This is a genomic window from Mesorhizobium sp. WSM4821 (assembly GCF_055901555.1).
In genome coordinates, this window is the sequence record NZ_CM148371.1 from 983,880 (window position 1) to 1,009,857 (window position 25,978).

22 protein-coding genes are annotated in these 25,978 nt (G+C 63.7%); 16 read left to right on the top strand and 6 right to left on the bottom strand.

The features are described from left to right. Positions 1-151: 151 nt before the first annotated feature. Positions 152-1,243, top strand: coding sequence for a 3-deoxy-7-phosphoheptulonate synthase (locus tag AC0NID_RS04470; protein ID WP_473451194.1), 1,092 nt, complete (start codon positions 152-154; stop codon positions 1,241-1,243). 50 nt (positions 1,244-1,293) lie between these two features. On the opposite strand, the gene AC0NID_RS04475 is transcribed toward AC0NID_RS04470, so the two are convergent. Next, complete coding sequence (locus AC0NID_RS04475; RefSeq protein WP_473451196.1) at positions 1,294-2,403, bottom strand: Gfo/Idh/MocA family protein; 1,110 nt, start codon at positions 2,401-2,403, stop codon at positions 1,294-1,296. Positions 2,404-2,555: 152 nt separating this feature from the next. Between AC0NID_RS04475 and AC0NID_RS04480 the strand changes: the two genes are divergently transcribed. The 9 genes from AC0NID_RS04480 to phnN all read left to right on the top strand — a co-directional run bounded on the left by AC0NID_RS04480 (position 2,556) and on the right by phnN (position 12,208). Then, positions 2,556-3,401: a MurR/RpiR family transcriptional regulator gene (locus AC0NID_RS04480; protein ID WP_473451513.1), complete on the top strand. Its 846-nt coding sequence runs from the start codon at positions 2,556-2,558 to the stop codon at positions 3,399-3,401. Positions 3,402-3,532: 131 nt separating this feature from the next. Beyond that, the gene (locus tag AC0NID_RS04485) at positions 3,533-5,467 is read left to right on the top strand and encodes a bifunctional 5-dehydro-2-deoxygluconokinase/5-dehydro-2-deoxyphosphogluconate aldolase (RefSeq protein ID WP_473451198.1); all 1,935 of its coding nucleotides are present in this window, start codon (positions 3,533-3,535) and stop codon (positions 5,465-5,467) included. Between the two features lie 35 nt (positions 5,468-5,502). Further along, positions 5,503-7,353, top strand: a complete 1,851-nt coding sequence (iolD, locus tag AC0NID_RS04490) for a 3D-(3,5/4)-trihydroxycyclohexane-1,2-dione acylhydrolase (decyclizing) (RefSeq protein ID WP_473451200.1) — start codon at positions 5,503-5,505, stop codon at positions 7,351-7,353. Positions 7,354-7,497: 144 nt separating this feature from the next. Further along, positions 7,498-8,415, top strand: coding sequence for a myo-inosose-2 dehydratase (gene iolE / locus AC0NID_RS04495; protein WP_473451202.1), 918 nt, complete (start codon positions 7,498-7,500; stop codon positions 8,413-8,415). A 24-nt stretch (positions 8,416-8,439) separates the two neighbouring features. Then, positions 8,440-8,682 (top strand): DUF3329 domain-containing protein, encoded by a 243-nt coding sequence (locus AC0NID_RS04500; RefSeq protein ID WP_473451204.1) that lies wholly within the window; start codon positions 8,440-8,442, stop codon positions 8,680-8,682. Between the two features lie 6 nt (positions 8,683-8,688). Then, the gene (gene iolB, locus AC0NID_RS04505) at positions 8,689-9,501 is read left to right on the top strand and encodes a 5-deoxy-glucuronate isomerase (RefSeq protein WP_473451206.1); all 813 of its coding nucleotides are present in this window, start codon (positions 8,689-8,691) and stop codon (positions 9,499-9,501) included. Positions 9,502-9,654: 153 nt separating this feature from the next. Continuing rightward, a complete protein-coding gene (locus AC0NID_RS04510) occupies positions 9,655-10,362 on the top strand; it encodes a DUF1045 domain-containing protein (protein WP_473451208.1) in 708 nt (235 codons plus the stop codon). 80 nt (positions 10,363-10,442) lie between these two features. After that, on the top strand, positions 10,443-11,582 hold the full coding sequence (locus AC0NID_RS04515; RefSeq protein WP_473451210.1) for an alpha-D-ribose 1-methylphosphonate 5-triphosphate diphosphatase: 1,140 nt from the start codon (positions 10,443-10,445) through the stop codon (positions 11,580-11,582). Continuing rightward, positions 11,579-12,208 carry a phosphonate metabolism protein/1,5-bisphosphokinase (PRPP-forming) PhnN gene (gene phnN, locus AC0NID_RS04520; RefSeq protein ID WP_473451212.1) on the top strand — a complete coding sequence of 210 codons (630 nt, stop codon included), beginning with the start codon at positions 11,579-11,581 and terminating at the stop codon, positions 12,206-12,208. The genes AC0NID_RS04515 and phnN overlap by 4 nt, the downstream gene beginning before the upstream one ends. Before the next feature lie 13 nt (positions 12,209-12,221). Here the strand turns inward: phnN and AC0NID_RS04525 are convergent, their stop codons facing one another. From AC0NID_RS04525 to AC0NID_RS04535, 3 genes are all read right to left on the bottom strand, one after another. Then, positions 12,222-13,217 (bottom strand): ABC transporter permease, encoded by a 996-nt coding sequence (locus tag AC0NID_RS04525; protein WP_473451214.1) that lies wholly within the window; start codon positions 13,215-13,217, stop codon positions 12,222-12,224. Positions 13,218-13,300: 83 nt separating this feature from the next. Further along, a complete protein-coding gene (locus AC0NID_RS04530; protein ID WP_473522223.1) occupies positions 13,301-14,845 on the bottom strand; it encodes a sugar ABC transporter ATP-binding protein in 1,545 nt (514 codons plus the stop codon). 196 nt (positions 14,846-15,041) lie between these two features. Continuing rightward, positions 15,042-16,004: a sugar-binding protein gene (locus AC0NID_RS04535; protein ID WP_473451216.1), complete on the bottom strand. Its 963-nt coding sequence runs from the start codon at positions 16,002-16,004 to the stop codon at positions 15,042-15,044. 620 nt (positions 16,005-16,624) lie between these two features. Between AC0NID_RS04535 and AC0NID_RS04540 the strand changes: the two genes are divergently transcribed. From AC0NID_RS04540 to AC0NID_RS04555, 4 genes are all read left to right on the top strand, one after another. Next, positions 16,625-17,764 carry a LacI family DNA-binding transcriptional regulator gene (locus tag AC0NID_RS04540; protein ID WP_473451218.1) on the top strand — a complete coding sequence of 380 codons (1,140 nt, stop codon included), beginning with the start codon at positions 16,625-16,627 and terminating at the stop codon, positions 17,762-17,764. 158 nt (positions 17,765-17,922) lie between these two features. Beyond that, positions 17,923-18,855: a polysaccharide deacetylase family protein gene (locus AC0NID_RS04545; protein ID WP_473451220.1), complete on the top strand. Its 933-nt coding sequence runs from the start codon at positions 17,923-17,925 to the stop codon at positions 18,853-18,855. A gap of 49 nt (positions 18,856-18,904) precedes the next feature. Then, positions 18,905-20,314, top strand: coding sequence for a dihydropyrimidinase (hydA, locus tag AC0NID_RS04550; protein ID WP_473451222.1), 1,410 nt, complete (start codon positions 18,905-18,907; stop codon positions 20,312-20,314). A gap of 88 nt (positions 20,315-20,402) precedes the next feature. Further along, positions 20,403-21,764, top strand: a complete 1,362-nt coding sequence (locus AC0NID_RS04555) for a dihydroorotase (RefSeq protein WP_473451224.1) — start codon at positions 20,403-20,405, stop codon at positions 21,762-21,764. A 24-nt stretch (positions 21,765-21,788) separates the two neighbouring features. Here the strand turns inward: AC0NID_RS04555 and AC0NID_RS04560 are convergent, their stop codons facing one another. Further along, positions 21,789-22,631 carry a DUF6064 family protein gene (locus tag AC0NID_RS04560; RefSeq protein WP_473451226.1) on the bottom strand — a complete coding sequence of 281 codons (843 nt, stop codon included), beginning with the start codon at positions 22,629-22,631 and terminating at the stop codon, positions 21,789-21,791. Between the two features lie 78 nt (positions 22,632-22,709). On the opposite strand from AC0NID_RS04560, the gene AC0NID_RS04565 reads away from it, so the two are divergent. Together AC0NID_RS04565 and AC0NID_RS04570 are read left to right on the top strand one after the other, a co-directional pair. Then, the gene (locus AC0NID_RS04565) at positions 22,710-23,747 is read left to right on the top strand and encodes an Acg family FMN-binding oxidoreductase (RefSeq protein ID WP_473451228.1); all 1,038 of its coding nucleotides are present in this window, start codon (positions 22,710-22,712) and stop codon (positions 23,745-23,747) included. Positions 23,748-24,090: 343 nt separating this feature from the next. Beyond that, positions 24,091-25,167, top strand: coding sequence for a D-alanine--D-alanine ligase family protein (locus AC0NID_RS04570; protein WP_473451230.1), 1,077 nt, complete (start codon positions 24,091-24,093; stop codon positions 25,165-25,167). 79 nt (positions 25,168-25,246) lie between these two features. On the opposite strand, the gene AC0NID_RS04575 is transcribed toward AC0NID_RS04570, so the two are convergent. Further along, positions 25,247-25,918: an OmpW/AlkL family protein gene (locus AC0NID_RS04575; protein WP_473451232.1), complete on the bottom strand. Its 672-nt coding sequence runs from the start codon at positions 25,916-25,918 to the stop codon at positions 25,247-25,249. Between the last annotated feature and the right edge of the window lie 60 nt (positions 25,919-25,978).

Sequence of the window (25,978 nt, forward strand, 5' to 3'; positions counted from 1 at the left end):
CTGTCCGCCACGTATTGGTACTTTAGCAGCTCGCTGGCGGCGGGAGGATTGCGCTCGATCTGAAGATTGCAGCATCAAAATCCGAACAGCCGCCAGACCTGGCGGCTTTTTTGTTTCAGCCGGCAGGTCTCCCAATCAGGAGCAGAAAGCCGTGTTGACCACCACAGATGATCTTCGTGTGAAGGAAATCCGAGAACTGAGTACGCCGGACCAGGTGATGCGGGAGATCCCGCGCACGCTGACGGCGACGCGGACCGTTGTCACCTCGCGCAACGCCATCCATTCCATCCTGACCGGCGCCGACGACCGGCTGGTGGTCGTAGTCGGCCCCTGTTCGATCCACGATCCGGTCGCCGCCGTGGACTATGCCAGCCGTCTGGCGGGGTTGCGTGAGAGCCTGGCGGACCGGCTTGAGATCGTGATGCGCGTGTATTTCGAGAAGCCGCGCACGACCGTCGGCTGGAAGGGTCTGATCAACGATCCCGACCTCGACGGCAGCTTCAATATAGATAAGGGACTGCGGATGGCGCGAAACGTGCTCTCGGCGGTCAACAATCTCGGCCTGCCGGCGGCGACCGAATTCCTCGACATGACGACCCCGCAATACATCGCCGACCTCGTCGCGTGGGGCGCGATCGGCGCGCGCACCACCGAGAGCCAGATCCATCGCGAGCTGGCGTCGGGTCTCTCCTGCCCGGTCGGTTTCAAGAACGGCACTGACGGCAATTTGCGGATCGCCGCCGAGGCGGTGAAGTCCGCCGCCCAGCCACATCATTTCATGGCGGTGACGAAGGGCGGGCGCAGCGCCATTGCGACAACCACCGGCAATGAGGACTGCCACGTCATCCTGCGCGGCGGCATTCAGCCCAATTATGACGCCGCATGCGTCGCCGCAGCCAGTGCGGAACTCGCCCGGATCGGGGTCGCGCCCCGGTTGATGATCGATATCAGCCACGCCAACAGCAACAAGAAGCCGGAGAACCAGCCAAAGGTAGCGGCTGACGTGGCGGGCCAGGTCGCGGCAGGCGACGAGCGCATCATCGGCGTCATGATCGAGAGCAACCTCGTCGCCGGCCGCCAGGACGTTGTATCAGGCAAGCCGCTCGTTTATGGCCAGAGCATCACCGATGGCTGCATCGACTGGGCGACCACCGAGACGGTGCTGCACGGCCTTGGCGGCGCTGTCGAGCGGCGCCGGTCGGTGCGGCGCGCGATGATGGAGAGCCGCCCGGGAGCCGCCTGACGGCTTCCCCCTTCTCCCCTTGTTTGTGGGAGGGGAAGCCGACGCTGGCGCTACCGCACATCCATCCAGCGCTGCTCCTCGAACGAGCGCGCCATCGCGTGCACGGTGCGCTCGATCTCCAGACCTTCGTCGAAGTCGATGATCCGCGCCGGCCTGCCGGCCAGTTTGGTCAGCAGCTCGCGGCATTCGATGATCTTGAGATCGTTGAAGCCGAGGCCATGGCCGGGTGCCGGTAGGAAGGCGTCGTAGGGTTTGTGATGCGGCGCTACCAGGATGGTGCGGTAGCCCTGTTCGGTCGGCCGGTCGGATGTAAGGTAGAGCTGCAATTCGTTCATCCGCTCCTGGTCGTACAGGATCGAGCCTTTCGAGCCGAAAATCTGGATGGCGATCCGGCCCTTGCGTCCCCAGGCCGAACGGTTGACCAGCAGCGTGCCGGCAATGCCGTTTTCGAGATGCATCAGCACGCTGGCGATGTCGTAGGTCTCGACCGCGCGGCGACCGCCTGTCGAGACCTTGCGGTCGGCATAGGGCTTGGTCATGTCGCACATGACGCGGGCGACGCGGCCGAACAGCACCGCGACCAGCGACAGCGGATGCACGGCGAAATCGTCGAGCGCTCCGTAACCGGACGCCGCCTCGTGCTTCCAGAAGAACAGCGCCTCCGGATCGGCCATGAAATCCTCGTCCATCTCGATGCGCAGATGGTTGACCTCGCCGATGACCTTCTCGTCGAGCAGCGCGCCGATATGGCGGATCGCTGGATTCTGGACGTAGTTGTAGCCGAGAGCGGCCACCTTGCCGGACTTCTGGGCGGCCGCCGCCATGGCTTGCGCCTCGGCGAAACTCGGCGCCATCGGCTTTTCGCACCACAGATGCTTGCCGGCCTCGAGGATGGCGATGGCCATTTCCGGGTGGAACTGGTTTGGCGTGGTCAGCGAGACAATATCGACGTCCGGATCGTCGACGACGGCGCGCCAGTCGCCGGAGGCCCTGGCGAAGCCGAATTCGGTGGCACGGCGTTTGGCAAGGTCCTCATTGACCTCGCCGAGATGGACCAGCCTTGGCTTGGCCACTTCGGGAAAGACGGTGCCGACCGCGTTCCAGGCGATGGCGTGACACTTGCCCATGAAGCCTGTGCCGATAAGACCGACTCCGACCATTTCCCTTGTCTCCGCTGTCAGGAAGATTGTGTGGATGAATTAGTCCATTTTATCCAGAAATGGAACGCGTGCCTCATTTTTTATGGCCTTCTTGCACAGGCTCGCTATGATGGGGCACACAGCATCGATTGATGGGCTTGGGCGAAGCGACGATGGACGAACGGGTGCCCCGCGATTTCGAGACGCTGCGTACGACGATCCTGGAACGGCGCCACAGCCTGCCCAAGCGTATCGCGCAGATCGCCGCCTATGCGCTCGACAATCCCGACGATATTGCCTTCGGCACCGCCGCAAGCATCGCCGCGTCCGCCGGCGTCCAGCCTTCGACCCTGATCCGCTTCGCCCAGCAGCTCGGCTTCGACGGCTTTACCAGCCTGCAGCTGGTGTTTCGCGAGCGCCTGCGCGAGCGCAATTCGTCCTACGACGAAAGACTGGCGGCATTGCGTGCCAAGGCCGAGGAAGGCGCCGGTCACCGGGCGATCTTCGACGGCTTCGTCGCCGCGGCCAGCACCTCGCTCAACGATATTTCAGGCAGGTTGAACGAAGACCATTTCGAAGATGCGATCGCCTTGCTGGCAAAGGCGGAGACCATCTATGTGCTGGCCAAGCGCCGCTCCTATCCGGTCGCCTCCTACATCGCCTATGCGCTGGGCAAGCTCAAGATCCGCAGCCAGCTGATCGAATCGGCCGCCGGCCTCAACGCCGAGATGATCGGCTTTGCCTCGCCCAGGGATGCCGTCATTGCCATCAGCTTCTCGCCCTATGCGCCGGCAGCCATCGAGGAGGCGCGCGTCATCTCGGAACAAGGCGTGCCGATCGTGGCGATCACCGACAGCTCATTTTCGCCGCTCGCCCAGTTCGCCAAGGTCTGGTTCGAGGTCGCCGAGGCCGATTTCGCCGGCTTCCGCTCGCTGTCGGCGACGATGGCGCTGGCCATGGCGCTGACCGTTGCGGTTGGCGAAAAGCGGAGCGACAGCAGCCGCAAGCGCAAGGCATAGAGGGCCACTTTTCAGCAAAGGAATGCGTGTTCCATATTGACTATGGATTGGAATTATTATTTCATATTACCCGGCGCCACGCTGCCGCTCGCGCGTGTACCCCAAGACAACAAGGCCGATGGGAGGTTCGAATGGGCGAAGCCGTGGACGCGAAACATGCGCCGCTCGACGTCATCACCATTGGCCGCGCCTCCGTCGACCTCTATGGCCAGCAGATCGGCTCGCGCCTGGAGGACATCACCTCCTTTGCCAAGTCGGTCGGCGGCTGTCCGGCCAACATTTCGGTCGGCACGGCCAGGCTCGGCCTGCGCTCGGCGCTGCTCACCCGCGTCGGCGACGAGCAGATGGGCCGCTTCATCCGCGAGCAGCTGACACGCGAGGGCGTCTCCCTCGCCGGCCTCAAGGCCGATCCGGACCGGCTGACAGCGCTGGTGCTGCTGTCGGTCGAGGAGGAGGGCGTCTCGCCGATGATCTTCTATCGCACCGACTGCGCCGACATGGCGCTTTCGGAAGACGATATTGATGAGACGTTCATCGCTTCGGCGCGCGCCATCCTCGTCACCGGCACGCATTTTTCGCGACCCAACAGCGATGCCGCGCAGCGCAAGGCGATCCGCGCCATCAAGGCGAAGGGCGGCAAGGTGGTGTTCGACATCGACTACCGCCCCAATCTCTGGGGCCTTGCCGGCCATGCCGAAGGCTTCGAACGCTACGTGAAATCCGATCGGGTTTCAGCCCAGCTGAAGACGGTGCTGCCCGATTGCGATCTCATCGTCGGCACCGAAGAAGAGATCATGATCGCTTCCGGCGCCGACGATTGCCTGAGCGCGCTGAAGACGATCCGCTCGCTGTCCAAGGCCACCATCGTCTTGAAGCGCGGCGCCATGGGCTGCATCGTCTATGACGGACCGATCAGCGACGATCTCGAGGACGGCATCGTCGGCAAGGGCTTTCCGATTGAGGTCTACAATGTGCTCGGCGCCGGCGACGCCTTCATGTCGGGCTTTCTGCGCGGCTGGCTCGGCGAGGAAAGCCTCGAGACGGCGGCCACCTGGGCCAATGCCTGCGGCGCGTTTGCCGTGTCGCGACTGCTGTGCGCGCCGGAATACCCGACCTTCGAGGAACTGCAGTTCTTTCTGAAGAACGGCAGCAGGCACCTGGCGCTGCGCAAGGACGAGGCGATCAACCACATACATTGGGCAACGACGCGCCGGCGCGATATTCCCTCGCTGATGGCGCTGGCCTGCGACCACCGTATCCAGCTTGACGATGTCGCCGCGAAAGCCGGCGCCGACACGTCGCGCATCCATGATTTCAAGGTGCTGACGGTCAAGGCGGCGGCACGGGTCGCCGCCGGCCGCGCCGGCTACGGCATGCTGCTCGACGAGAAATACGGTCGTGAAGCCATGTTCGAATTTGCCCGTCATTCCTTCGCCTGGCTTGGCCGGCCGGTCGAACTTCCGGGGTCTCGCCCGCTTCGGTTTGAGTTTTCGCAGGACATCGGCTCGCAATTGATCGAGTGGCCGGTCGACCATTGCATCAAATGCCTGTGCTTCTATCACCCCGACGACCCGGAGGCGCTGAAGAGCGAGCAGCAGCAGAAGCTCAAGGGCCTGTTCGAGGCCGCGCGGAAAGTAGGCAGAGAACTTCTCATCGAGATCATCGCCGGCAAGCACGGCGAGCTCGACGACACGACGATCCCGCGCGCACTGGAGGAACTCTATGCGCTTGGTATCAAGCCCGACTGGTGGAAGCTCGAACCGCAGGCTTCAGCCGGCGCTTGGGCAAAGATCGAAGCGGTGATCCTGAAGCACGATCCATGGTGCCGCGGCATTGTGCTGCTCGGCCTGGAAGCGCCGCAGGACGAATTGGAAGCAGCCTTTGCCGCGACCGCCAAGGCGCCTATCGTCAAGGGCTTCGCGGTCGGCCGCACCATCTTCATCAACGCGGCCGAACAATGGCTTGCGGGCAAGATGTCGGACGAGGAGGCAGTGGCCGACATGGCGTCTCGCTTCGAGAAGCTGACCGAGGCATGGCTTGCCGCGCGCGGCCGCAAAGCAGCATAAGAAGGCGCGGCATAAGGACTTCGGAGGAAACCGAGATGACCAAGACAATCCGCCTGACGATGGCGCAGGCGCTGACCCGCTTTCTTGCTTGCCAGATGACCGAGATCGACGGCAAGAGAATGCCGATCTTCGGCGGCGTCTGGGCGATCTTCGGCCATGGCAATGTCGCCGGCATCGGCGAGGCGCTCTATCAGGTGCGCGAAGAATTGCCGACGTTCCGCGCCCATAACGAGCAGGCGATGGCGCATGCGGCGATCGCCTACGCGAAGGCCAATTTCCGCCGCCGCGTCATGGCGGCGACCAGTTCGATCGGCCCCGGCGCGCTCAACATGGTGACGGCGGCCGCACTTGCCCATGTCAATCGGCTGCCGGTTCTTTTTCTCCCCGGCGACGTTTTCGCCAATCGCATCCCCGATCCTGTCCTGCAGCAGGCAGAGGATTTTTCCGACGGCACCGCGACGGTCAACGACTGCTTCCGCCCCGTGTCGCGCTATTTCGACCGCATCACCCGGCCGGAGCAGATCATCCCGGCCCTGAACCGCGCCATGCAAGTGTTGACCGATCCGGCCGAATGCGGACCGGTGACGCTGGCGCTTTGCCAGGACGTGCAGGCCGAAGCCTACGATTACCCCGAGAGCTTCGTTGCCGAGCGGGTCTGGTATCAACGCCGGCCGCGTCCGGACCGGCAGGAATTGGCCGCCGCGGTAGCGGCGCTGAAGGGCGCGAAAAAACCGTTGGTGATTGCCGGCGGCGGCGTGCTCTATTCTCAGGCTTCCGGCGAATTGGCAAAGCTGGTGCAAGGCGCCGGCATTCCGGCCTGCGAGACGCAGGGCGGCAAATCCTCGCTGCCGGACGATCATCCGCTCAACATGGCGGCGGTCGGCGTCACCGGTACTTCGGCGGCCAACCGGCTGGCTGAAGAGGCCGACGTCGTGCTTGCCGTCGGCACCAGGCTGCAGGACTTCACCACCGGCTCCTGGGCGTTGTTCAAGAATTCCGGCAAGACCATCATCGGCCTTAACGCGCAAGTCTTCGACGCCGGCAAGCATTGGGCGCTGCCGTTGGTCGCCGACGCGACCGAAGGGCTCTCCGAGCTTCGTGCGGCGCTGGAGGGCTGGAAGGCCCCTGCCGGCTGGACCGACAATGCAACCAGAGGCAAGAAGGAATGGCAGGCCGATGCCGGTAAGGTGACGGCGTCGACCAATGCCGCCTATCCATCGGATGCGCAGGTGATCGGCGCCGTGCAGCGCGCCATGGGTTCCGGCATCATCCTGCTCCATGCCGCGGGCGGGCTACCCGGCGAGTTGCACAAGCTCTGGCAGGCGGGCGCACCCGGCTCCTATCATGCCGAGTACGGTTTTTCGACCATGGGCTACGAGATCGCAGGCGGGCTCGGCGTCAAGATGGCCAAGCCCGATGAAGAGATTGTCGTCATGATCGGCGACGGCTCCTATCTGATGCTCAATTCCGAGATCGCGACATCGGTCATGCTCGGCCTCAAGCTGACCATCGTGCTGCTCGACAACAGGGGCTATGGCTGCATCAACCGGCTGCAGATGGCGACCGGCGGCGCCAACTTCAACAATCTGCTGGAAGACGCACGCCACGAGGTCATGCCCGATATCGACTTCGCCGCGCATGCGGCGAGCCTCGGCGCCATCGCCGAGAAAGTCTCGTCGATCGCCGGGCTGGAAACGGCGCTGGCAAAGGCGAAAGAGAATAGCAAGACGACGGTGCTGGTCATCGACACCGACCCGCTGGTGTCGACCGATGCCGGCGGCCATTGGTGGGATGTCGCCGTGCCGGAAGTTTCTTCGCGGCCGCAGGTCAACGCCGCACGCAAGGCCTATGAAGAACAGCGACGAATGCAGAGTGTTGGTGGTTAATGTCGGCGCTGCCAGGCCCCACCCTCCCCTTGTGGGGAGGTCGGACCGAAGGTCCGGGTGGGGGTCGGCGCCGCACCCCGCTGCTTAGCAGCGACCCTCCCACAAGGGGGAGGGTAGGCACGAACCTGAAATTGGAGTGACGACTTGAGAGCCAAACTGGGCATGTCCCCTATTGCATGGTGGAACGACGATCTTGCGGAACTCAGCGATGACGTGTCGCTGGAGGAATGCTTGGCGCAATCGCGCTCGGCGGGCTTCACCGGCATGGAAATGGGGCGCCGCTTTCCCAGTGATCCCAAAGTCATGCTGCCGATCCTGAATGAGGCCGACGTCACGCTTTGCGGCGGCTGGTTCTCCGGTACGCTGGTCGACGAGGACATGGCTGCCAACAAGGATCGTATCCAGCCGATGATCGATCTGTTCAAGGCGGTGAACGCGCCTTGCATCGTCTATGGCGAGGTCGGCCGCTCCATCCAGAGCGACCGCTCGAAGCCGCTCGCCACCAAGCCCAGGCTTTCGGACGACGAGATGAAAGCCTATGCAAGGCGCCTCACGCAGTTCGGCGAATGGTGCGCCGAGCAGGGCATGCCGCTGTCCTATCACCATCACATGGCGGCGGTGGTCGAGACCGAGCCCGAACTCGATGCCTTCATGCGCCACTCGGGTGAAGGCATTCCACTGCTGCTCGATGCCGGCCACCTGGCTTTTGCCGGCGGCGATGTGCTGCGCGCCATCGACAATCATCACAAGCGCATCAACCATGTGCATGTGAAGGATGTGCGCATGGAGGTGATCGAGAAACTCGACCGCAAGAAACAATCATTCCTCGATGCCGTGGCGCTCGGCGCCTTCACGGTGCCGGGAGATGGCTCGCTGGATTTTGGCGCCATTGTGGAAAGGCTGGCGAACTATGGCTATGAAGGCTGGTTCGTCGTCGAGGCCGAGCAGGATCCGAAGAAGAATCCGCCGCTCAAGATGGCGCAAGTCGGCTACAAGGAGTTGATGCGTGTGATGACGGCCGCAGGGTACACGGTTGAAACACAGGGCTTCCCCAATGCTTGAGCGATGCGACGACGGGCCGATTCGATGAAGGATTCCGAGCATCCGTTCTTCCGGCCTCTGTGGCGCCGCGTTGCCATCGTCGCGGTCTGCCTGGGTTGGGCCGGGGTCGAGTTTGCCACCGGCGTGCCTTTCTGGGGCACGATCGCGCTCGGCTTCGCCGGCTATGCCGTCTGGCAGTTCTTCTATCTCTACAAGCCGGCCGACAAGGGCAAGGCATCGGCTGAAGCCGAGCCGGAGGCTTCGGCCGACACCGAACCGAAGGAATGAACCCAGATGTCGAAACTGCTCGTCAAAGCCGATAAGGGCCATGGCCGCGTCGCCCATGTGACGCCGCAAAACGCCGGCTGGACCTATGTCGGTTTCGATCTGCATCGGCTGCGGCCCGGCGAAACAGCCTCCGGGCAGACGGACGATCGTGAAGTCTGCCTGGTGTTCGTCACCGGCAAGGGCAAGGCGACTTCCGGCGGCAAGGATCTCGGCCTGCTCGGCGAACGCATGTCGCCCTTCGAAGGCAAGCCGTGGTCTGTCTATGTGCCGCAAGGCTCCGACTGGTCGGTGACCGCCGACACCGATCTCGAACTCGCCGTCTGCTCGGCGCCTGGACTTGGCGGCGGCCTGCCCGTCCGCGTCATTCGGCCGGACGATCTCGGCCAGGAAGTTCGCGGCAAGGGCACCAACACGCGCTATATCACCAACATCCTGCCGGAGGGCAAGCCGGCAGACTCATTGCTGGTGGTCGAGGTCATCACGCCTGGCGGCCACACATCGAGCTATCCGCCGCACAAGCATGACCAGGACAATCTGCCGGCCGAATCCTATCTCGAGGAGACCTACTACCATCGTCTCAATCCGCCGCAGGGCTTTGCCTTCCAACGCGTCTACACCGATGCCGACAGGAATGGCGCCCGCGCGCTGGACGAAGCGATGGCGATCGAGGACGGCGATGTCGTGCTGGTGCCAAAAGGCTATCACCCTTGCGCCGCCTGCCATGGCTATGACCTCTACTATCTCAATGTCATGGCCGGGCCGAAGCGGACGTGGAAATTCCACAACGCGCCCGAGCACGAATGGCTGATGAAGAGCTGACCGCGCGGCTGTTCCGGGTCGGCGAACTGGCCCAAGGCGAAAAAATCGCCGGCTAATGACCCGCCTGAACAACTTTGTTATCAGGAGCGATCATCAGCTTCGTCATTTCGTCATGCAAATCGCCTATGGCAGCGGAGTTGACGAGGAACTTCGATGCGCTACGCGATCTATTTCACCCCCCGGCAGGACGAACCGCTGGCCCGGATTGCCGCCAATTGGCTCGGCCGCAACCCGTTCGGCGCCGCCACAAGGCCCGTCGAGGCCGTGGGCGATCTGTCGGCGGCGGAAGTCGCCTTCCACACCGCTTCGGCGCGCCGCTACGGCTTTCATGCGACGCTGAAGGCGCCCTTCCGGCTGGCCCCGAACGAGACGGAAGCCTCGCTTCGCGCCGCGCTGGACGATTTTGCCGAGGCGACGCCGGTGGTGACGATCCCGCGTCTTGTCGTCAGCCAGATCGACGGCTTCTTCGCGCTGGTGCCGGAAGCGCCGCTGCCGCCGCTCAACCGCTTCGCCGACGACGTCGTTCGCGGCTTCGACCGCTTTCGCGCGCCGCTGAGCGAGGCGGAGATCGAACGGCGCAGCCCCGATTCGCTGAAGCCGGACGAATTCCGAAACCTGTGCCAATGGGGTTACCCCTATGTCTTCGAGACCTTTCGGTTCCATATGACGCTGTCGGGCCGGGCCTCGCCACAGGAAAGCCCTCGTCTTCGCCTAGCAATCGACAGCCTGTTTGCGGAGGTCCTGCAACGGCCGGTGCCGGTGGACGCGCTGACGCTGTTTGTCGAAACCGAACCTGGCGCCCCGTTCATGGTGCTTTCCCACCATGCGCTCGGGCGTCGCCCGGCCAGAAAAACTGCCTGAAGTGTTTTTTGATTTTAACCGCATTTGTGCGACGCCAATTGATTCCGACTGGCTGCAAGATGCTCCAAGGACTGCCTGAAATGACCGCCGAGACCGTTCTCAACAATGCCCGCATCGTGCTTGCCGACGAGATCGTCGAAGGGTCGATCGTGCTGCGCGACGGCCTGATCGCCGGGATCGATGCCGGCGCCGGCCGGACCGGTGAGGACATGCGCGGCGATTTCGTCATCCCCGGACTGGTCGAGCTCCATACCGACCACCTGGAAGGCCATTACGCGCCGCGGCCGAAGGTGCGCTGGAACCCGATCGCCGCGGTGCTTGCTCACGATGCGCAGGTGGCGACCGCCGGCATCACCACCGTGCTCGACGCCTTGCGCGTCGGCATGGACGACGATGCCGACATGGGTTCGGCCGACATGCGCAAGCTGGCCGACGCGATCGAGGACAGCGTCCAGCAGGAACGGCTGCGGGCCGACCATTTCATCCATCTGCGCTGCGAGGTTTCGGCGCCGGATTGCCTCGCCGCCTTCGCCCATTTCGATGGCGACGAAAGGATCAAGCTGGCGTCGCTGATGGACCATGCGCCGGGACAGCGCCAGTTCGTCGACTTGGAAACCTATGCCTATTACTACCAGCGCAAGCTGAAGCTGACGGATCGCGAATTCCAGCAATTTTGCGATAAGCGGATGGCGGAGTCGGCGACGAATTCTGGGCCGAACCGCGCGTTCATCGCCGCCGCCTGCCATCAGCGCGGCATCGTGCTGGCCAGCCATGACGACGCTACGACGGGCCATGTCGACGAGGCGATCGAACAGGGCGTCCGCGTCGCGGAATTCCCGACCACACAAGAAGCCGCAAGGGCCTCCAAGGAGGCGGGGCTCGGCGTGCTGATGGGCGCGCCAAACGTCATGCGCGGCGCCTCGCATTCTGGAAACGTCTCGGCCCGCACGCTCGCCGGCGACGGCCTGCTCGACATATTGTCGTCCGATTACATTCCCTTCAGCCTGATCCAGTCGGCCTTTTTCCTCGGCGACGTGGTCGACGGCATTTCCCTGCCTCAGGCGGTGGCCATGGTCTCGAAGAACCCCGCCGAAGCGGTCGGCCTCACCGATCGCGGCGTCATCGAGCAGGGCCGGCGCGCCGATCTGGTTCGTGTGCGTCTCGACGACCACGTCCCGGTTGTCCGCACGGTCTGGCGGCAGGGACGCCGGGTCGCATGATGGTGTCGGCATCGATCGAGCGTGAATTGTCCGTCACGACGTTTCCGATCCGCGATGGCGTCTTCGTCGCCGTCGTCGGACCGAGCGGCGCCGGCAAGGACACCGTGATCGGCTATGCCCGCGCCCTGTTTGCCGACGAAAGCCGGCTGAGTTTCGTGCGCCGGGTCATCACCCGGCCGAGCGACACGGCGAGCGAGGATCACGACACGCTGGCCGATGCCGCCTTTGTCGAGGCCGAAGCGGACGGCGCCTTCGCCATTGCCTGGGAGGCGCATGGCTTGCGCTACGGCATCCCGGCTGAGGTCGACCGGTCGGTGGCCAACGGGCGCGTCGCCATCGCCAATGTCTCGCGCGCCATCATCCCGGCTTTACGCGAGCGTTACGCCAATCTCGCGGTCGTCGAGATCACGGCTACACCGGAAATCCTGGCCGAGCGGCTGGCCTTGCGCGGCCGCGAGTCACGCGGCGAGGTGCTGGCGCGCCTGGCGCGCAGCGCCAATGTGGCGTTGTACGGGCCAGGCGTCACATCGATCGACAATAGCGGCCCGCGCGAGGCAGCCGGCGAGCGCTTCGCCGAGGTGCTGCGCAAGGCGATGGCGTTCTCCGACATGTCGGGCCTGATTTAAGCCGCAGCAGCGGCTATTCGGCCGGGGCGCCAGCCGCACCCTTGCGGGTTGCCTCCAGCATCAGCCGCCGCTCCCGGAACACCCCCCATTGCTGGTCGACAAGCACGCCGATCAGGATCACCCCGCCCATCACCGCGAAGTTGAGCGAAGAGGGGATGCCGAGCAAATTTACGAGATTCTGCAGCTCCTGCAGCAGCACCGTTCCGAGGATGACGCCGATCAGTGAGCCTTCGCCGCCGCGCAGCGAGAAGCCGCCGAGCACGGCTGCGGCAATGGCGTAGAGTTCATAGAACTGGCCGTGGCTCGCCGGCGAGATCGAGCGCGTGTACATGGCGAAATAGATCGCCGACAACGCCGTCAGCACACCGCAGATGACATAGGCCGCCATGACGACGCGGCCGGTGCGGATGCCCGAATATTTCGCCGCCTCCTCGTTCTTGCCGATGGCGTAGAGATAGCGCCCGAACACCGAACGGTGCAGCACCACCCACATGACGATGGCGATGACGATCAGCGCGATGAAGCTGTTCGGCACGCCCCAGGATCGGCCCGCGGTCAGGAACTCGAGCTCCGGAAAGTTCTGACCGAAGGCGAAACCGGCGGTGCCGTCGGCTGTGTAGAATCGTGCCACGCCGCGGTAGATCAGCAGGCCGCACAGCGTCACCACGAAAGGCTGCAATTTGAGCCGCGTGATCAGCCAGCCATGCGCCAGCCCGATGAGGCCGCCGAGGACGAGGATCAGCGGCAGCGCGACCGGCCATGCCATGCCGCGCGTGGCGATGAAATCGATGAACAGGACGCCAAGCAGCGCAACCACCGAACCGACGGACAATTCGATGCCGCCGGTGATGATGACGAAGGCCTGGCCGATCGCCAGGATACCGAATAGGCCGATCAGGTTCGACGTGTTGGCGAGGTTGATCGGCAGCAGGAAGCGCGGATTGATGATCGCCACCACCGCTCCCACCACAAGAATCAGGATCAGCAGGCCGAGATCTTTCTTGCTCACCGTCTTCTCCCCAATGCCTGTCTAAGCAGGTTCCGCAAAAGTGTTTCGCGGTTTTGCGACCAGAACCTGCGCCAAAACAAAAATTATCTCGGCTGCTTGCCCACCGCCAGCAGCAGGACGTTTTCCTGGCTGAACTGTTCCTTGTCCAGAATGCCTGAGATCTGGCCCTCATGCATGACGGCGATGCGGTCGGAAACCCCGATCACCTCCTCCATGTCGCTGGAGATCATCAGCACGCCGACGCCGGCGTCGGCCAACGCCCGCATCAGTCCGTAGATTTCGGCCTTTGCGCCGATGTCGATGCCGCGTGTGGGCTCATCGAGGATCATCACCTTGGGGTTCATGGCAAGCCATTTGGCCAACACCACCTTTTGCTGGTTGCCGCCGGACAGCGTACCGGTGCGCGTCGCCACCGAAGGCGCCTTGATGCCGAGATTGCTTCTCTGCTTTTCGGCGGTGGCAGCTTCGGCACGGACAGAGACCAGCGATCGCCGGGCATGCGCCGGCAGATTGGGGAGCGAAATATTCTGGGCAATCGACAGGTCCAGCAGGATGCCGGTCAGCTTGCGGTCCTCCGGGACGAGGAAGATCCCGTTGGCCACAGCGTCGGCGGCCGAGCCGAGAACCAGATCCTTTCCATCAAGCTGCAGCGCACCGCCAAGGCTCTTCTCAATGCCGAAAAGCACACGCGCCAGTTCGGTGCGTCCCGAGCCGACAAGACCCGCAAGCCCCAGGATTTCGCCGTGCCTGACGCCGAGGTCGACCGGCCGGTCTGGATAGGCATTGGTGCGAATGGCCTTGGCCGACAGGGCGACGGTGCCGGGCGGGCGGGCCGATTCCGCGGCCTTCTCCCTCTCCTTCAGCATGCGGCCGATCATCAGCTTGACCATCTGGTCGTGGTTGATGGCGCCCTTCGGCAGCGTGCCGGCAAGCATGCCGTCCCGCAGCACGACGACGCGGTCGGCGACACGCTCGACCTCGTGCAGACGGTGCGAGATGAAGATGACGCTGATGCCCTCCGCCTTCAGCGCCTTGATGACGCCGAGCAATTTGTCGGTTTCGGCAAGGGGCAGGCTCGATGTCGGCTCGTCGAGGATCACCAGCCGTGCTTCGATCGACAGAGCCTTGGCGATTTCGACCATTTGCTGCTGGGCAAGCGACAGGGCCGATACGGGCGTATCGGTCGAGAAATTGGCGCCCACGCGTTTGAGTAGCGGCACCGCCAGCGCGCGCAGCCTGGCGCGGTCGACAAGCTTGAGCAGACCGGCGCGCAACGGCTCGCGCCCGAAGAAGATGTTGGCGGCAACGTCCAGATTTTCGAACAGGTTGAGTTCCTGGTGGACGAAGGCGATGCCGGAACCGATGCTGGCTTCGACGGTCAGCCCGTCATGGGCGACGCCGTCGACTGTGATCGTGCCGGTGTCGGGAGTGGTCACGCCGCCGAGGATCTTCATCAGCGTCGACTTGCCGGCGCCGTTTTCGCCGACGAGGCCGATGACCTCGCCGGGCCTGACCTCCATCGAAAACCCATCCAGCGCGACCACGCCGGGATAGGTCTTGCGCACGCCCTCGAGGCTGAGGAACGGGGCAATCGTGGATGCGCCGATTGATGCGTCGGAATAGTTCATCATGCCTGACAGCAGCCGGTGGGCCCTTGTTTAAGCATGATCTCCAGCGAAAACCGGTTCCCACTTCTCGCTGACGCGGACCTTCGGTTCGGGATCATGCTCGTAGCCACATCTGCAGACTGACGACCCTTGGCGGGTTCGTCAATGCGAACCGCCGGCCCGAAGCGAACCTCGAGCCGGCGCAACTGCCTTCGCGTTAATTGCCGGACATCGCCTTCAGATTGGCGGCATAGGCATCGACGTCATCCTTGCCGATGATCTTGGTCGGCACGATGATCAGCCCATCGGCTGGAACGCCCGACTTGTCGCCCTTGAGATAGGCGGCCATCAGCTTCATGCCCTGATAGGCCCATTCGAAGGGTTGCTGCACGACGGTGGCGGCGACGGTGCCTTCCTTGACGCCACCCAGCGTGATCGGATCGTCGTCGAAGCCGACGACGGTGATCTGGCCGAGCTTACCGGCGTCGCGCAGGGCTTCATAGATGCGCGGCGTGTTGTAGGAATAGAAGCCGACCATGCAGGTCACGTCGGGGCTGGCGACCAGCGCGTCCTCGACGTTCTTCTTGGCGCGGGCCTGGTCGATATCGTCGCCACGCACGTCGATCAGCTCGATCTTGGTGCCGGCGAGCCCTTCCTTCATGCCCTCGATGCGCTCCTTAGCATTGTCGGCGCCGAGCAGTCCGACAAAGCCGAGGCATTTGCCGCCGTCGGGCATCGCCTTCTTGGCGATCTCGGCCGCCTGCTTGCCGGCATCGATGTTGGACGAGCCGATATAGGCGACACGCTTGGTCTGCGGTGCGTCACTGTCGGTGGTGAACAGCGCCGTCTCCGAGGCGATCTTGTTCAGCCCGTCGGTCGAGGTCTTGGGGTCGACGGCCGAAACCATGATGGCCTTGACGCCGGCCGTCACCAGATCGTCCATCAGCCGCTGCTGGATGGCGACCGACGATTGCTCCGGATATTTGAGCTGCAGATCGTAGTCGGGCAATTCGGCCTGCGCCTTCTTGACGCCGGCTTCGGCCGCCTTCCAGAAATCGGAAGCGCCGTTGACGACGAAGGCCAGCGTCGGTTTTTCCTGGGCACGGGCAATTGCAGCGATGGACAGGCCGAGCAGCAGAGCCGCGGCGGCGACGGACGCATTTCGTACAACAGATTTCATGTTCAACCTCCCGTTTGATTCAGTCATTTTCGCTGATCTGAACTTTGTCGAAGCGGCTTGGACGCCCTCCTCCTCAAGGGGTGCTGGCAGCAAAAGAACGGCGCCATTCCAGCCGCGATCTGAACTCTAGAGACTCATTGGCTGTTCGTAAATAGTCCGATTTGTCTGACATTTCCGAAGTTGTGCGGCGCCGCTCTGCCGGCCCGAGAGCCACCGCTACCGCACCGCACGCTTGCTTCCCGTCACGGCTCGCTCGATGCCGGGCCGGCATGACAAATTGACATTAGAACGCTTACGGATATTAGTAAATAGTATTAGTTTTCGGTGGAAACTGATGCCGGAGGCGGAGTGGTTGCCTGCCGTGCGGTGCGAGAAAGAGAGGGTTCTGTCATCGACGAGATCGTCTGAGAGCTTTGAAATTGAGCTGCGCCCCGAGAAATCGACGTTTCAGGACCACGTCGTCGCCTTCTTCGCGCTGAAAGCCCATGCGGCTGGAAAAGTGATAATAATGATTAATCGAGCGCTCGTTTTATAAACGCGAGGCGCCGGGCCGTCTTGTCGTCTTTAGTGACCTCTGGGCGACCTCCGATTAGACAGGCCGGGATTTGGAACACAATGCCATGAGCGAACCGACGGACCTGCGCGGTCCTGCCCTCGAAGTCTCCAGGCGCCGAAAGCCATCGGCCAAGAATCCCAAGGGTCGCGTCACAATGACCGATATCGCCAGGGCCGCCGGCTGCTCGCAGGCGACGGTTTCGTTCGTGCTCAACAACACGCCGGGCATCAGGCTTTCGCAGCAGACCCGCGAACGGGTGATCGAGGCGGCGCGGGGTCTCGGCTATGCGCCGCCAGCCTTCTCTGCTCTTCGCAGCCCCGTCGCCTCGTTCGAGGGGTTGGACGGGGTGATCGGCTTCGCGGTCGATCAACTGGCAACCAGTCCCGAAGCGGTCGTCGCCATCGAAGGGGCGCGGCAGGCCTCGTGGAATGCCGGCAATGTCGTGCTGGTTGCGCAGACTTTGGGTGATTCCGTCATGGAGCCGCGCGCCGTTGCGGCACTCACTAAGCGGGGCATTTCAGCGCTGATCTACATGACGATCTTCACGCGCGAGATCGTCGTGCCCGAATATCTTTACGGCCTCGATATCCCGGTCATCCTGCTCAATTGCTATACCGCCGACTACGCCTTCCCCGCCGTGGTGCCGAGCGAAATCGCCGGCGGGCAGAGTTCCACCCGCCACCTGATCAGCCATGGGCACCGCCGCATCGCCACGATCACCGGCGAGCCCTGGATGCAGGCGGCGCAGGACCGGCTCAAGGGCTACCGCCGGGCGCTGGCGACGGCCGACATCCCGTTCGATGCGGAACTGGTGGTCGAGGGCGACTGGTCGGCGAGCGCCGGCTATGCCGCGACCGTCAAGCTTCTGGCGCTCAAGGACCGCCCGACCGCCATCTTCTGCCAGAACGACCGCACCGCGATCGGCTGCTACGAGGCGCTGAAGGAAGCCGGCCTGCGCATCCCTGGGGATATTTCGGTCGTCGGCTATGACGACGAGGAGATCGCCCGCCATTTGTTCCCGCCTTTGACGACGTCGATCCTGCCTCATATGGCGATGGGGCAATGGGCAATCGAGCAGCTTGAGGCTCCCGCACCGCCGGGCCGGGGCCGCTACCCCATCACCAAGCTCGAATGCCCGCTGGTGGAGCGGGAATCGGTCGGTGCTGTGGCGCCTGCGCGCTCGCACGGTCCGACAGCCGGCTGAGGACCCCCCGGCGGTGCGGTTTGCCGCCGCCTGGTTGTGGTGAAATCTTGGATCCAAGGATACAAACAAATCGGATCTCGCTCGCTGTTCCGCGCGGCCTTCGAGCTCGACTTCCCCGCCGACATGCGGATCGGTAACCCGCCAGGAGTTGTCTTGCCATGAAGTCCCAGCATCGCCTTGGCCCGCCGCGCGATTTGGTCGGTTATGGCCGGCAGCCGCCGCGGATCACGTGGCCGGACGGACGTCTGGTCGCCGTCAATCTGGTGGTCTGCTACGAGGAGGGCTCGGAATATTCGCTGTTCGAGGGTGACGAGCGCAGCGACGGTTGGGGCGAATATCCGTTGTCGGCGCCGGCGGGCGTCCGCGACCTCGGCACCGAAACGCATTTCGAGTATGGCAGCCGCGTCGGCATCTGGCGCATCGCCAGGCTGCTCGAGCGGCACGGCGTCCACGCCACGATCTCGAGCTGCGCCGAGGCGCTACGGCGCAACCCGGAGGTGACGGCATGGCTGCGCCAATCGGGTCACGATCTGCTCGGCCATGGCTTGCGCTGGACCGAACAATGGACGCTCAGCCGAGACGAGGAGCGCGACCATCTGCAGCGCGCCGTCGCGCTGTTCATCAAACTGCTCGGCGAACGGCCGATCGGCTGGAACAGCCGTTCCTTTCCCAGCGTCAACACGCGCGATCTCCTGATCGAGGAGGGCGGCTTCCTGTACGATTCGGATCCGTGTAACGACGACCTGCCCTATTTCGTGCCGGCAAAGGATGGGCGGCTGCTGATCGTCCCCTATTCCAAGACCTTGAACGACAGCCGCTATCTGGTCAGCCCCGGCTACATTACGCCCAAGGACTTCCTCGACAATGTCGAAAGCTATCTGGACTTCCTGATCCGGGAAGCCAAGGAGGAAGGAGGGCGCATGATGACGATAGCCGTCCATGCGCGATGGACCGGTCAACCCAACAGAGCGGCGGCCCTGGAAGGCGTGATCGAGACGGTTCTGTCCAGGCCGGAGGCCGCCTTCATGCGCCGCAACGACATCGCCCGGTACTGGCTGTCGCTGTTTCCGGCCGGAAGCGAAGGGCGATGAGCCGGCGCCCAACTCAGGAAGGCTACTGGTTCGCCGGCGAGGGCGAGGCATGATCGCCCGGCGCGCTCGATTCGACCTCGTCGTGCGTGATGGCCTGGTGACGGTCGGCGACACCACGGCGCGGGTCGACCTCGGCGTCCGTGACGGGTGCATCCGGGCCATCGCGGAGCGCCTTGAGGACGCCACGCAGATCGTCGACGCAGAAGGGCGCCTTGTGCTGCCCGGCGGCGTCGACGCGCATTGCCACCTGGACCAGCCCAACTATGGGGCTGCCTGCGCGGATGATTTCCGCAGCGGCACGCTGTCAGCGGCCTGTGGCGGAACGACGACGATCGTTCCGTTCGCGATGGCTCATGCTTCGGATCCACTGGCCGAGACGGTCGCCGCCTACCGTCTCAAGGCTGAAGGCCAGGCCCTGATCGACTACGCGATCCATCCGACCATACAGGCGGCGAGCACCCAGACCCTCGAGCGGGACCTGCCCGACCTGATCCGCGGCGGCTACGCCTCGCTCAAGATCTTTACGACCTATGACGATTTCCGGCTCGGCGACTCCGAGATCCTGGCTATCCTCAAGGTGGCGGCGGCGCATGGCGCGCTTGTCATGGTGCATGCGGAAAACGACGCCATCATCGCGATGCTGAAGCATGACCTGTTGAGCCGGGGCCTTGTCGCACCCCGCTTCCACGCGAAGGCAAGACCACCGATCGCCGAGAGCGAGGCGATCCATCATATCGCCAGCTTTGCCGAAGTGACCGGCGCCGAGGTTCTGATCGTCCACGTCTCCAGCCGTGCCGGCCTCGAAGAGGTAACGCGCGCCCGCGCCAGAGGCGTCAGTATCCACGCCGAGACGTGTCCGCAATATCTGCTTCTGACCGAAGCCGATCTCGATCGCGACGGCCTCGAAGGCGCGAAATTCATGTGCAGCCCGCCGCTGCGGACGGCTGACGACCAGGAGGCGCTGTGGACCGGCATGGCCCAGGGCAGCGTCGCTATCTATTCCTCCGACCATTCGCCCTACCGTCTGGCGGGACCGGACGGGAAGCTGCGGCACGGCCCGCAATCGCGCTTCGACCAGATTGCCAACGGCCTGCCAGGACTGGAGCTGCGGCAGCCGCTTTTGTTCAGCGAGGGTTATCTGAAGGGCCGCATCAGCCTCGCCCAATTCATCGCGCTGAGTTCCTCGAATGCCGCCGAACGGCATGGCATCGCGCCGCAGAAAGGCTCGATCGCCATCGGCGGCGATGGCGATCTGGTGATCTGGGACCAGGAACGGGAGACGACGGTCACTCGGGATCTGCTGCATGACAATACCGATCACACACCCTATGAGGGCATGCGGATCCGGGGCTGGCCGGTAACCACCATCGCCCGCGGCGAGGTCATCGTCGACGACGGCCGCGTGGTCGGCGTCGCGGGGCGCGGCCGCTTCGTTCCATCAAAGGCAAAGACGGCATGATGAGCCTGCAGCGCGCCAGTGCCGCAACCTGGGAAGAAAGGCCGGCGCTGGTCGAATGCCTGATCCGCGAGGAGCGCCGTATCCCCTTATGACCACCTTCGACGTCTTGCTGCGCGGCGGCCAGGTGGTCGACACCGATGGCATTCGTCACCTGGATCTCGCTTTGAGGAATGGCAAGATAGCGGCGCGCCTTGCGCCGAACGAATCGGCGGAGGCGGCACACATCGTTTGGGTGGGCGGGAGATTCCTTCTGCCAGGCCTGGTCGATGCGCATGTGCATCTGCGCGAGCCCGGCATGACCTGGAAGGAGGATTTTGCCAGCGGGACGCAAGCCGCGATCGCCGGTGGCGTCACCACCGTCCTGGTGATGCCGACCGACGAGCCATGGACCGTCTCGGCAGCGGACTTCAAGGCCAAGCGCGCGCTCGCCGAAGGCCGGATATTTTGCGATGTCGGGCTGCAGGTCGCGGTTGGCCGCGATCGCTCGGAGCTGGCTGACCTCGCGAACCTTGGCGCGACCTCCTTCGAGATATTCACGTCGGACGTCCCTCGCGATTTCCTGCACGCCTCGACGGTCGACCTGCAGGCAGCCGTCGAGGCCGTCCGGGCGGCGGGCGGAATGGTCGCCATATCGCCGGGCGACCAATCCGTGCTCGATGCCGAACTCGCCCGGCTGACGGCGGGACGCAGCACGGCGGCGGATTTCGTCCGCAGCCGGCCGGGACATGCCGAGGCGCAAGGCATCGCCCGCGCTATTCTGGCCGCCGCTACGGCGGGCGCTCCGGTCCATATCCGCCAAAGCAATTCGCGCCAGGGAATGGCGACGTATCGCCGCCTGCGCGACCTTGCCGACGTCTCCATAGAAACCAGTCCGCAATGCCTGATGTTCACGGCTTCTGACTACGAGCGGCTCGGACCTGCCGCCAAGGCGTCACCGCCCTGGCGCTCCGCAGCCGACCGGGAGGCCGTGCGAGCCGCCGTTGCCGACGGCGTCATCGACATTATCGTCACCGACCATGCCCCGCATCTCATGGCCGAGAAGCTCGCGCAGGCGGAGGATTTTGCCGCCGTGCCCGGCGGTTTCCCCGGCGTGCAGACCTTGCTGGCGACGCTGCTCATGCTGGTCGACGACGGTCTCATCGGCCTGTCCGACCTCGTCAGGCTGGCCGCGTCGCGCCCGGCGGAGCGCTTCGGACTCGGCTCTCGCAAGGGCCGCCTGCAGGTCGGGTTCGACGCCGACGTCCTTGTTCTCGATCCGGACCGGCCGACGGTCGTGCAAGGGTCCGATCAATTGAGCAAGGCAGGCTACACGCCCTTCGAGGGGCTGAGCACGTCCTTCTCGCTGGAACGCGTCTTCCTGCGCGGACAGGAAGTGCCAATGCATAAAATGTCAGGAAAAACCAGTTTCGCGGGCATGGCGCAAGGCCTTGTGGTCATGGCGGAAAGGTGAAGCATAAGCTTGCTGGGATGCTGCCTATGCCGTCCTGCGCAAATGCGCCGTGCCCCAATCGCAAAGGACAATCAGGGGGACAGCAGCAAAGCCGCTTACGAACAGCAGCCAATCCTGCGTTATGCCAAGCATGATGGCGGCGCTTCCGCCGATCAGCGACCAGACGAAGGGGATGACCAGCAGCCAGCGGGAAAGGCGCTGCGTCGTCAGCAGGAACATGCCGAAGGTGAATATGGTCACCGGACACGGCGTCACCCCGAACATCGGCATCTCGGGATAGGTGTGTCCCGTCACCATGCCGATCACAGGATAGAGGACGGCCGCGTAAAACAGCAAAGCGGCGGCTACCCACGCGGCCGGTCCTGACCGAACGCCGAAGCGGAGCCGGTCGTGCTGGATTCCGGCATAGGCCAGGAACCCTCCCTGAAACAGGAACAGGGCGCCGAAGAAATAAGCTGCCGTGTTGATCGGCGCGAAGAACAGCACGTGATAGACAAACCCGGTCCAAATCCACATCACCGCGAGAGCGCCCGTGATAATCCGGTCAGAAGAACGGCCGGATCGAAACAACTGGGCGACGGCGACGGTGCCAAGCAGGTAGGCTGCGACCTGCAGCGGCCAGATCGCTTCATTGTAGGTGACGAAGACGCCAAGAAATTGCTCGCGCGTGAACGGCAACATCCGCCATGGCTCCCAGCTATCAGCGCAAGAAATCAGAACTGTTTCGGCCGCGCCTTGATCTGGCGCAACCGACAGCGCCAACGGCGTTCGGTTCGCTGCCATGCGTCGAGGCCGCAACGACGCATGATTCAGATCAAGGCCCGGCTGATCCCAGCCGTGATACGCACCCCTATGTCCGAGGCCCATCGAAGCCGTCGTGGATTCCTGGCCGCGCTAGCCGTCGGAGGAGGGCTTGTCGCAATTGGCGGCACAACCGCGCTGGTGATGAACGCCCGAGGCCTTTCCAGCTATGAGGACGCCATCAACGCCACGTGGCGCCACAGCGACAGCACCGACCTGCCGTTGTCGTCGGCCCGAAAAGAACTTGTCCGTTACGCCACCTTGGCGGCGAACAGCCATAACACGCAGCCTTGGCAATTCCGGCTTTCGGACCGCTCCATCCTCGTGCTGCCGGATCCCTGGCGTGGTTTGCGCGCCGTCGACCCCGACGATCACCATGTGTTCGCCAGCCTCGGCTGCGCCGTCGAGAATATGGTTCAGGCGGCTCGCGCATTCGGGCTTCGGGCGGTTCCGAGCTACGACGTCTATGCGCGCGGGATACGGGTCGATCTGGAGGCCGCGCCGCCCGAACGGACGGACCTGTTCGACGCCATCCCGCATCGCCAATCGACGCGCGCGCTTTATGACGGCCGGTCTGTCCCGCCCGAGCATCTCAGGCTTCTGGAAGCCGCCGGCAATGGTGACGGCGTGCGGATGCTGCTTTTCACAGAGCGGCAGCAACGCGAAGACATCCTCTCCTACCTCGTCGCGGGCAACAGTGCGCAGATGGACAATGCCGCGTTCGTCGAAGAGCTGAAATCGTGGATTCGATTCAGCTATGGCGACGCCCTTTCGACCCGAGATGGACTGTTTTCGAAATCCTCCGGCAATCCGGCTCTTCCGGGCTGGATCGGGCGCCTGATCTTCAGCCAGGTGTTCACGAAGGACGGCGAAAACAGTAAATATGACAACCAGCTCAGGAGTTCGGCCGGTGTTGCCGTGTTCGTCGCCGACAAGGATGAGCCGGCCTATTGGGCCGAAGCCGGCCGTTGCTGCCAGCGCTTCGCCCTTCAGGCGACGGCCCTTCAACTGCGGCATGCATTCATCAATCAACCGGTCGAGGTATCGGCCGTGCGCGGGCAATTTGCCAGCTATCTCGGCATCGGTGGCCGCCGGCCGGATCTCGTGATGAGGTTCGGCTATGGGCCCGAGTTGCCCAAATCGCTCCGCCGCCCGGTCGAAGACGTCGTTCTTAGCGCGTAGGGTACGCGCGTCGCGCGGCCTCATCACCGACGCGCTCCCGATCGAGCTGCTCGCATTCCGAAATGGCTTGAACGCACATTCGTTTCGTATACGAGTATACGAACGAATGTGTCGATGAAGATACAGCGGATCGAGTGCCGTACTTCGGCCAGTGGGAACCGCCAGAGTTGACGCTGCCACTGCCGGCTGAGGGCCAATCAGCGCTCCCGCGCGGTCCGCTATGGCGCAGGGCGCCATATGCGCTTGACGGTCAATGTCTGTGATATGGCCTGCCTGAGGACGATCCTCCCGCGGGCTCGCAGTCGGCTTCCACAGTTCAAAGCCGGATCATCTTGGAGTTTTCATGGCCGCTTCCTCAAACAGACTGCGTATTGCCGTGCTCTTCGGCGGACGCTCCGCCGAGCATGACGTTTCGGTGCTTTCGGCAACCAATGTCATGCGTGCGCTGGATCCCGCGAAATACGATGTCGTTCCCGTCTTCATCACCCGCGAAGGACAATGGCTGCTGAGCAGGTTCGAGGACGGCACGCTGGCGAAACCTTCCAGCGGCACGGAAGTCTGCCTCGTGCCGGGCGGACAGGGACGGGTGATGGCGATCCCGACCGACGGCGCGCCCTTCGAACTGCCGGAGATCGGAATCCTCTTCCCGGTGCTGCACGGCCTCCATGGCGAGGACGGCGCGGTGCAGGGGCTGGCGGAGGTAGCACGCGTACCGCTCGCCGGCTGCGGCATCCTCGGCTCCGCGGCCGCACTCGACAAGGATATTGCCAAGCGCCTGCTGAACGAGGCGGGCCTGCCCGTCGCGCGATCCGTCACGATCCACCACGGCGCAGCCGCGGCCTTTGCGGAGCTACAGAGCGCGCTCGGGCTTCCGCTCTTCCTCAAGCCGGCGCGGCAGGGCTCCTCCGTCGGCGTCAGCAAGGTTTCGACTGAAGAAGAATACGAGGCAGCGCTTGCCGAAGGCTTCAGGCACGACCGCAAGCTGCTGGCCGAAGAATTCATTCGAGGCCGCGAGATCGAGTGCAGCGTTCTGGAGGATACGGAAGGCGGCCTCTTCGTTTCCCGCCCCGGCGAGATCGTGCCGGCAAAGAGCCACGGTTTCTACAGCTACGACGCCAAATATATCGATGAGAACGGCGCGGTTCTGAAAGTACCGGCACAGCTGCCGGAAGAGGTCGAAGGCAGTCTCCGCGCGAAGGCGGCCAAGGCCTTCCGGGCGGTCGGCTGCGATAGCATGGCGCGCGTTGATTTCTTCGTGACGCCGGACATGCGCTTGCTCATCAACGAGCTCAACACCATTCCCGGGTTCACCGATATCAGCATGTATTCCAAGGCGATGGCCGCAAGCGGCGTCAGCTATTCCGAGATTATCGACCGGCTGGTGGCGCACGGCTTGGCACGCGCTGCGCGACTGGCCTGATTCTGCCGAGCGCAAGACGAGGGCGCACAAGGCGCCCCTTTGCCTCCAGGTCAGGAGGCCTGCAGTCGCCGTCTCATCGTCAGAAACGATAGGTGATGCCGGTGCCGATCAGCCAGGGGTCGAGCTTGGCTTTACCCGTCAGTGCAGTGCCACCAACCGTGACGTCGTATTTGGGCTCCAGAAACAGCTTCTTCACGTCGAAATTGACGCCCCAATGCTCGTTTACCATGTAGTCGAAGCCAACCTGCAGCGCCCCGCCGAACGTGTCCTTGACATCGAGGTCGTCGGCGTTGGTCGGATCCTGGCTGTAGAACATCGCGTAGGTCGCGCCGGCGCCGACATACGGCTTGAAGGCGCCGAAATTGGTAAAGTGATACTGCAGCGTCAGCGTCGGCGGCAGCACCCACACCTTACCGATCTCGCCCAACCCGGCTATAGTCCCTTCGCCGTCGATTTTGGCATAGGTGGTGGCAAGAATGAGCTCGGCGGCGAGATTGTCGGTGAAGTAGTAGGAGATGTCGAGCTCGGGTGTCACCGTATCCGAGTAAGAAAGATCCGAGCCGGGGATCCCGTTGACATAACCCGAATCTTCCGTGAGCACGCCCAAAGCGCGCAGGCGGATCTGCCACGGGTTTTTCGGCGCCGCCACGTCCACGGGTTCGAGGTCCGCCGCCACGGCCTGTTGTCCTGCCAGAAAAAGCGCGACGGCCGCCGCAATCCCCCGGGCCACGCCCAATCGGTCTGTCACCACTATGTTCTCTCCTTGAGACTCGAGTATGTTGCGGCGCAACAATGGTCCCGGTGGAGAGAC

Bases quoted from the DNA above. Each gene is read 5' to 3' on its own strand.
- AC0NID_RS04530 (WP_473522223.1), bottom strand. From the start codon at position 14,845: ATGAACTATTCCGACGCATCAATCGGCGCATCCACGATTGCCCCGTTC.
- AC0NID_RS04475 (WP_473451196.1), bottom strand. From the start codon at position 2,403: ATGGTCGGAGTCGGTCTTATCGGCACAGGCTTCATGGGCAAGTGTCAC.
- AC0NID_RS04515 (WP_473451210.1), top strand. From the start codon at position 10,443: ATGACCGCCGAGACCGTTCTCAACAATGCCCGCATCGTGCTTGCCGAC.
- AC0NID_RS04565 (WP_473451228.1), top strand. From the start codon at position 22,710: ATGAACGCCCGAGGCCTTTCCAGCTATGAGGACGCCATCAACGCCACG.
- hydA (WP_473451222.1), top strand. From the start codon at position 18,905: ATGATCGCCCGGCGCGCTCGATTCGACCTCGTCGTGCGTGATGGCCTG.
- AC0NID_RS04480 (WP_473451513.1), top strand. From the start codon at position 2,556: ATGGACGAACGGGTGCCCCGCGATTTCGAGACGCTGCGTACGACGATC.
- AC0NID_RS04545 (WP_473451220.1), top strand. From the start codon at position 17,923: ATGAAGTCCCAGCATCGCCTTGGCCCGCCGCGCGATTTGGTCGGTTAT.
- AC0NID_RS04555 (WP_473451224.1), top strand. From the start codon at position 20,403: ATGACCACCTTCGACGTCTTGCTGCGCGGCGGCCAGGTGGTCGACACC.
- AC0NID_RS04570 (WP_473451230.1), top strand. From the start codon at position 24,091: ATGGCCGCTTCCTCAAACAGACTGCGTATTGCCGTGCTCTTCGGCGGA.
- AC0NID_RS04500 (WP_473451204.1), top strand. From the start codon at position 8,440: ATGAAGGATTCCGAGCATCCGTTCTTCCGGCCTCTGTGGCGCCGCGTT.
- AC0NID_RS04560 (WP_473451226.1), bottom strand. From the start codon at position 22,631: ATGGGCCTCGGACATAGGGGTGCGTATCACGGCTGGGATCAGCCGGGC.
- iolD (WP_473451200.1), top strand. From the start codon at position 5,503: ATGACCAAGACAATCCGCCTGACGATGGCGCAGGCGCTGACCCGCTTT.
- AC0NID_RS04540 (WP_473451218.1), top strand. From the start codon at position 16,625: ATGAGCGAACCGACGGACCTGCGCGGTCCTGCCCTCGAAGTCTCCAGG.
- phnN (WP_473451212.1), top strand. From the start codon at position 11,579: ATGATGGTGTCGGCATCGATCGAGCGTGAATTGTCCGTCACGACGTTT.
- iolB (WP_473451206.1), top strand. From the start codon at position 8,689: ATGTCGAAACTGCTCGTCAAAGCCGATAAGGGCCATGGCCGCGTCGCC.
- AC0NID_RS04510 (WP_473451208.1), top strand. From the start codon at position 9,655: ATGCGCTACGCGATCTATTTCACCCCCCGGCAGGACGAACCGCTGGCC.
- AC0NID_RS04485 (WP_473451198.1), top strand. From the start codon at position 3,533: ATGGGCGAAGCCGTGGACGCGAAACATGCGCCGCTCGACGTCATCACC.
- AC0NID_RS04535 (WP_473451216.1), bottom strand. From the start codon at position 16,004: ATGAAATCTGTTGTACGAAATGCGTCCGTCGCCGCCGCGGCTCTGCTG.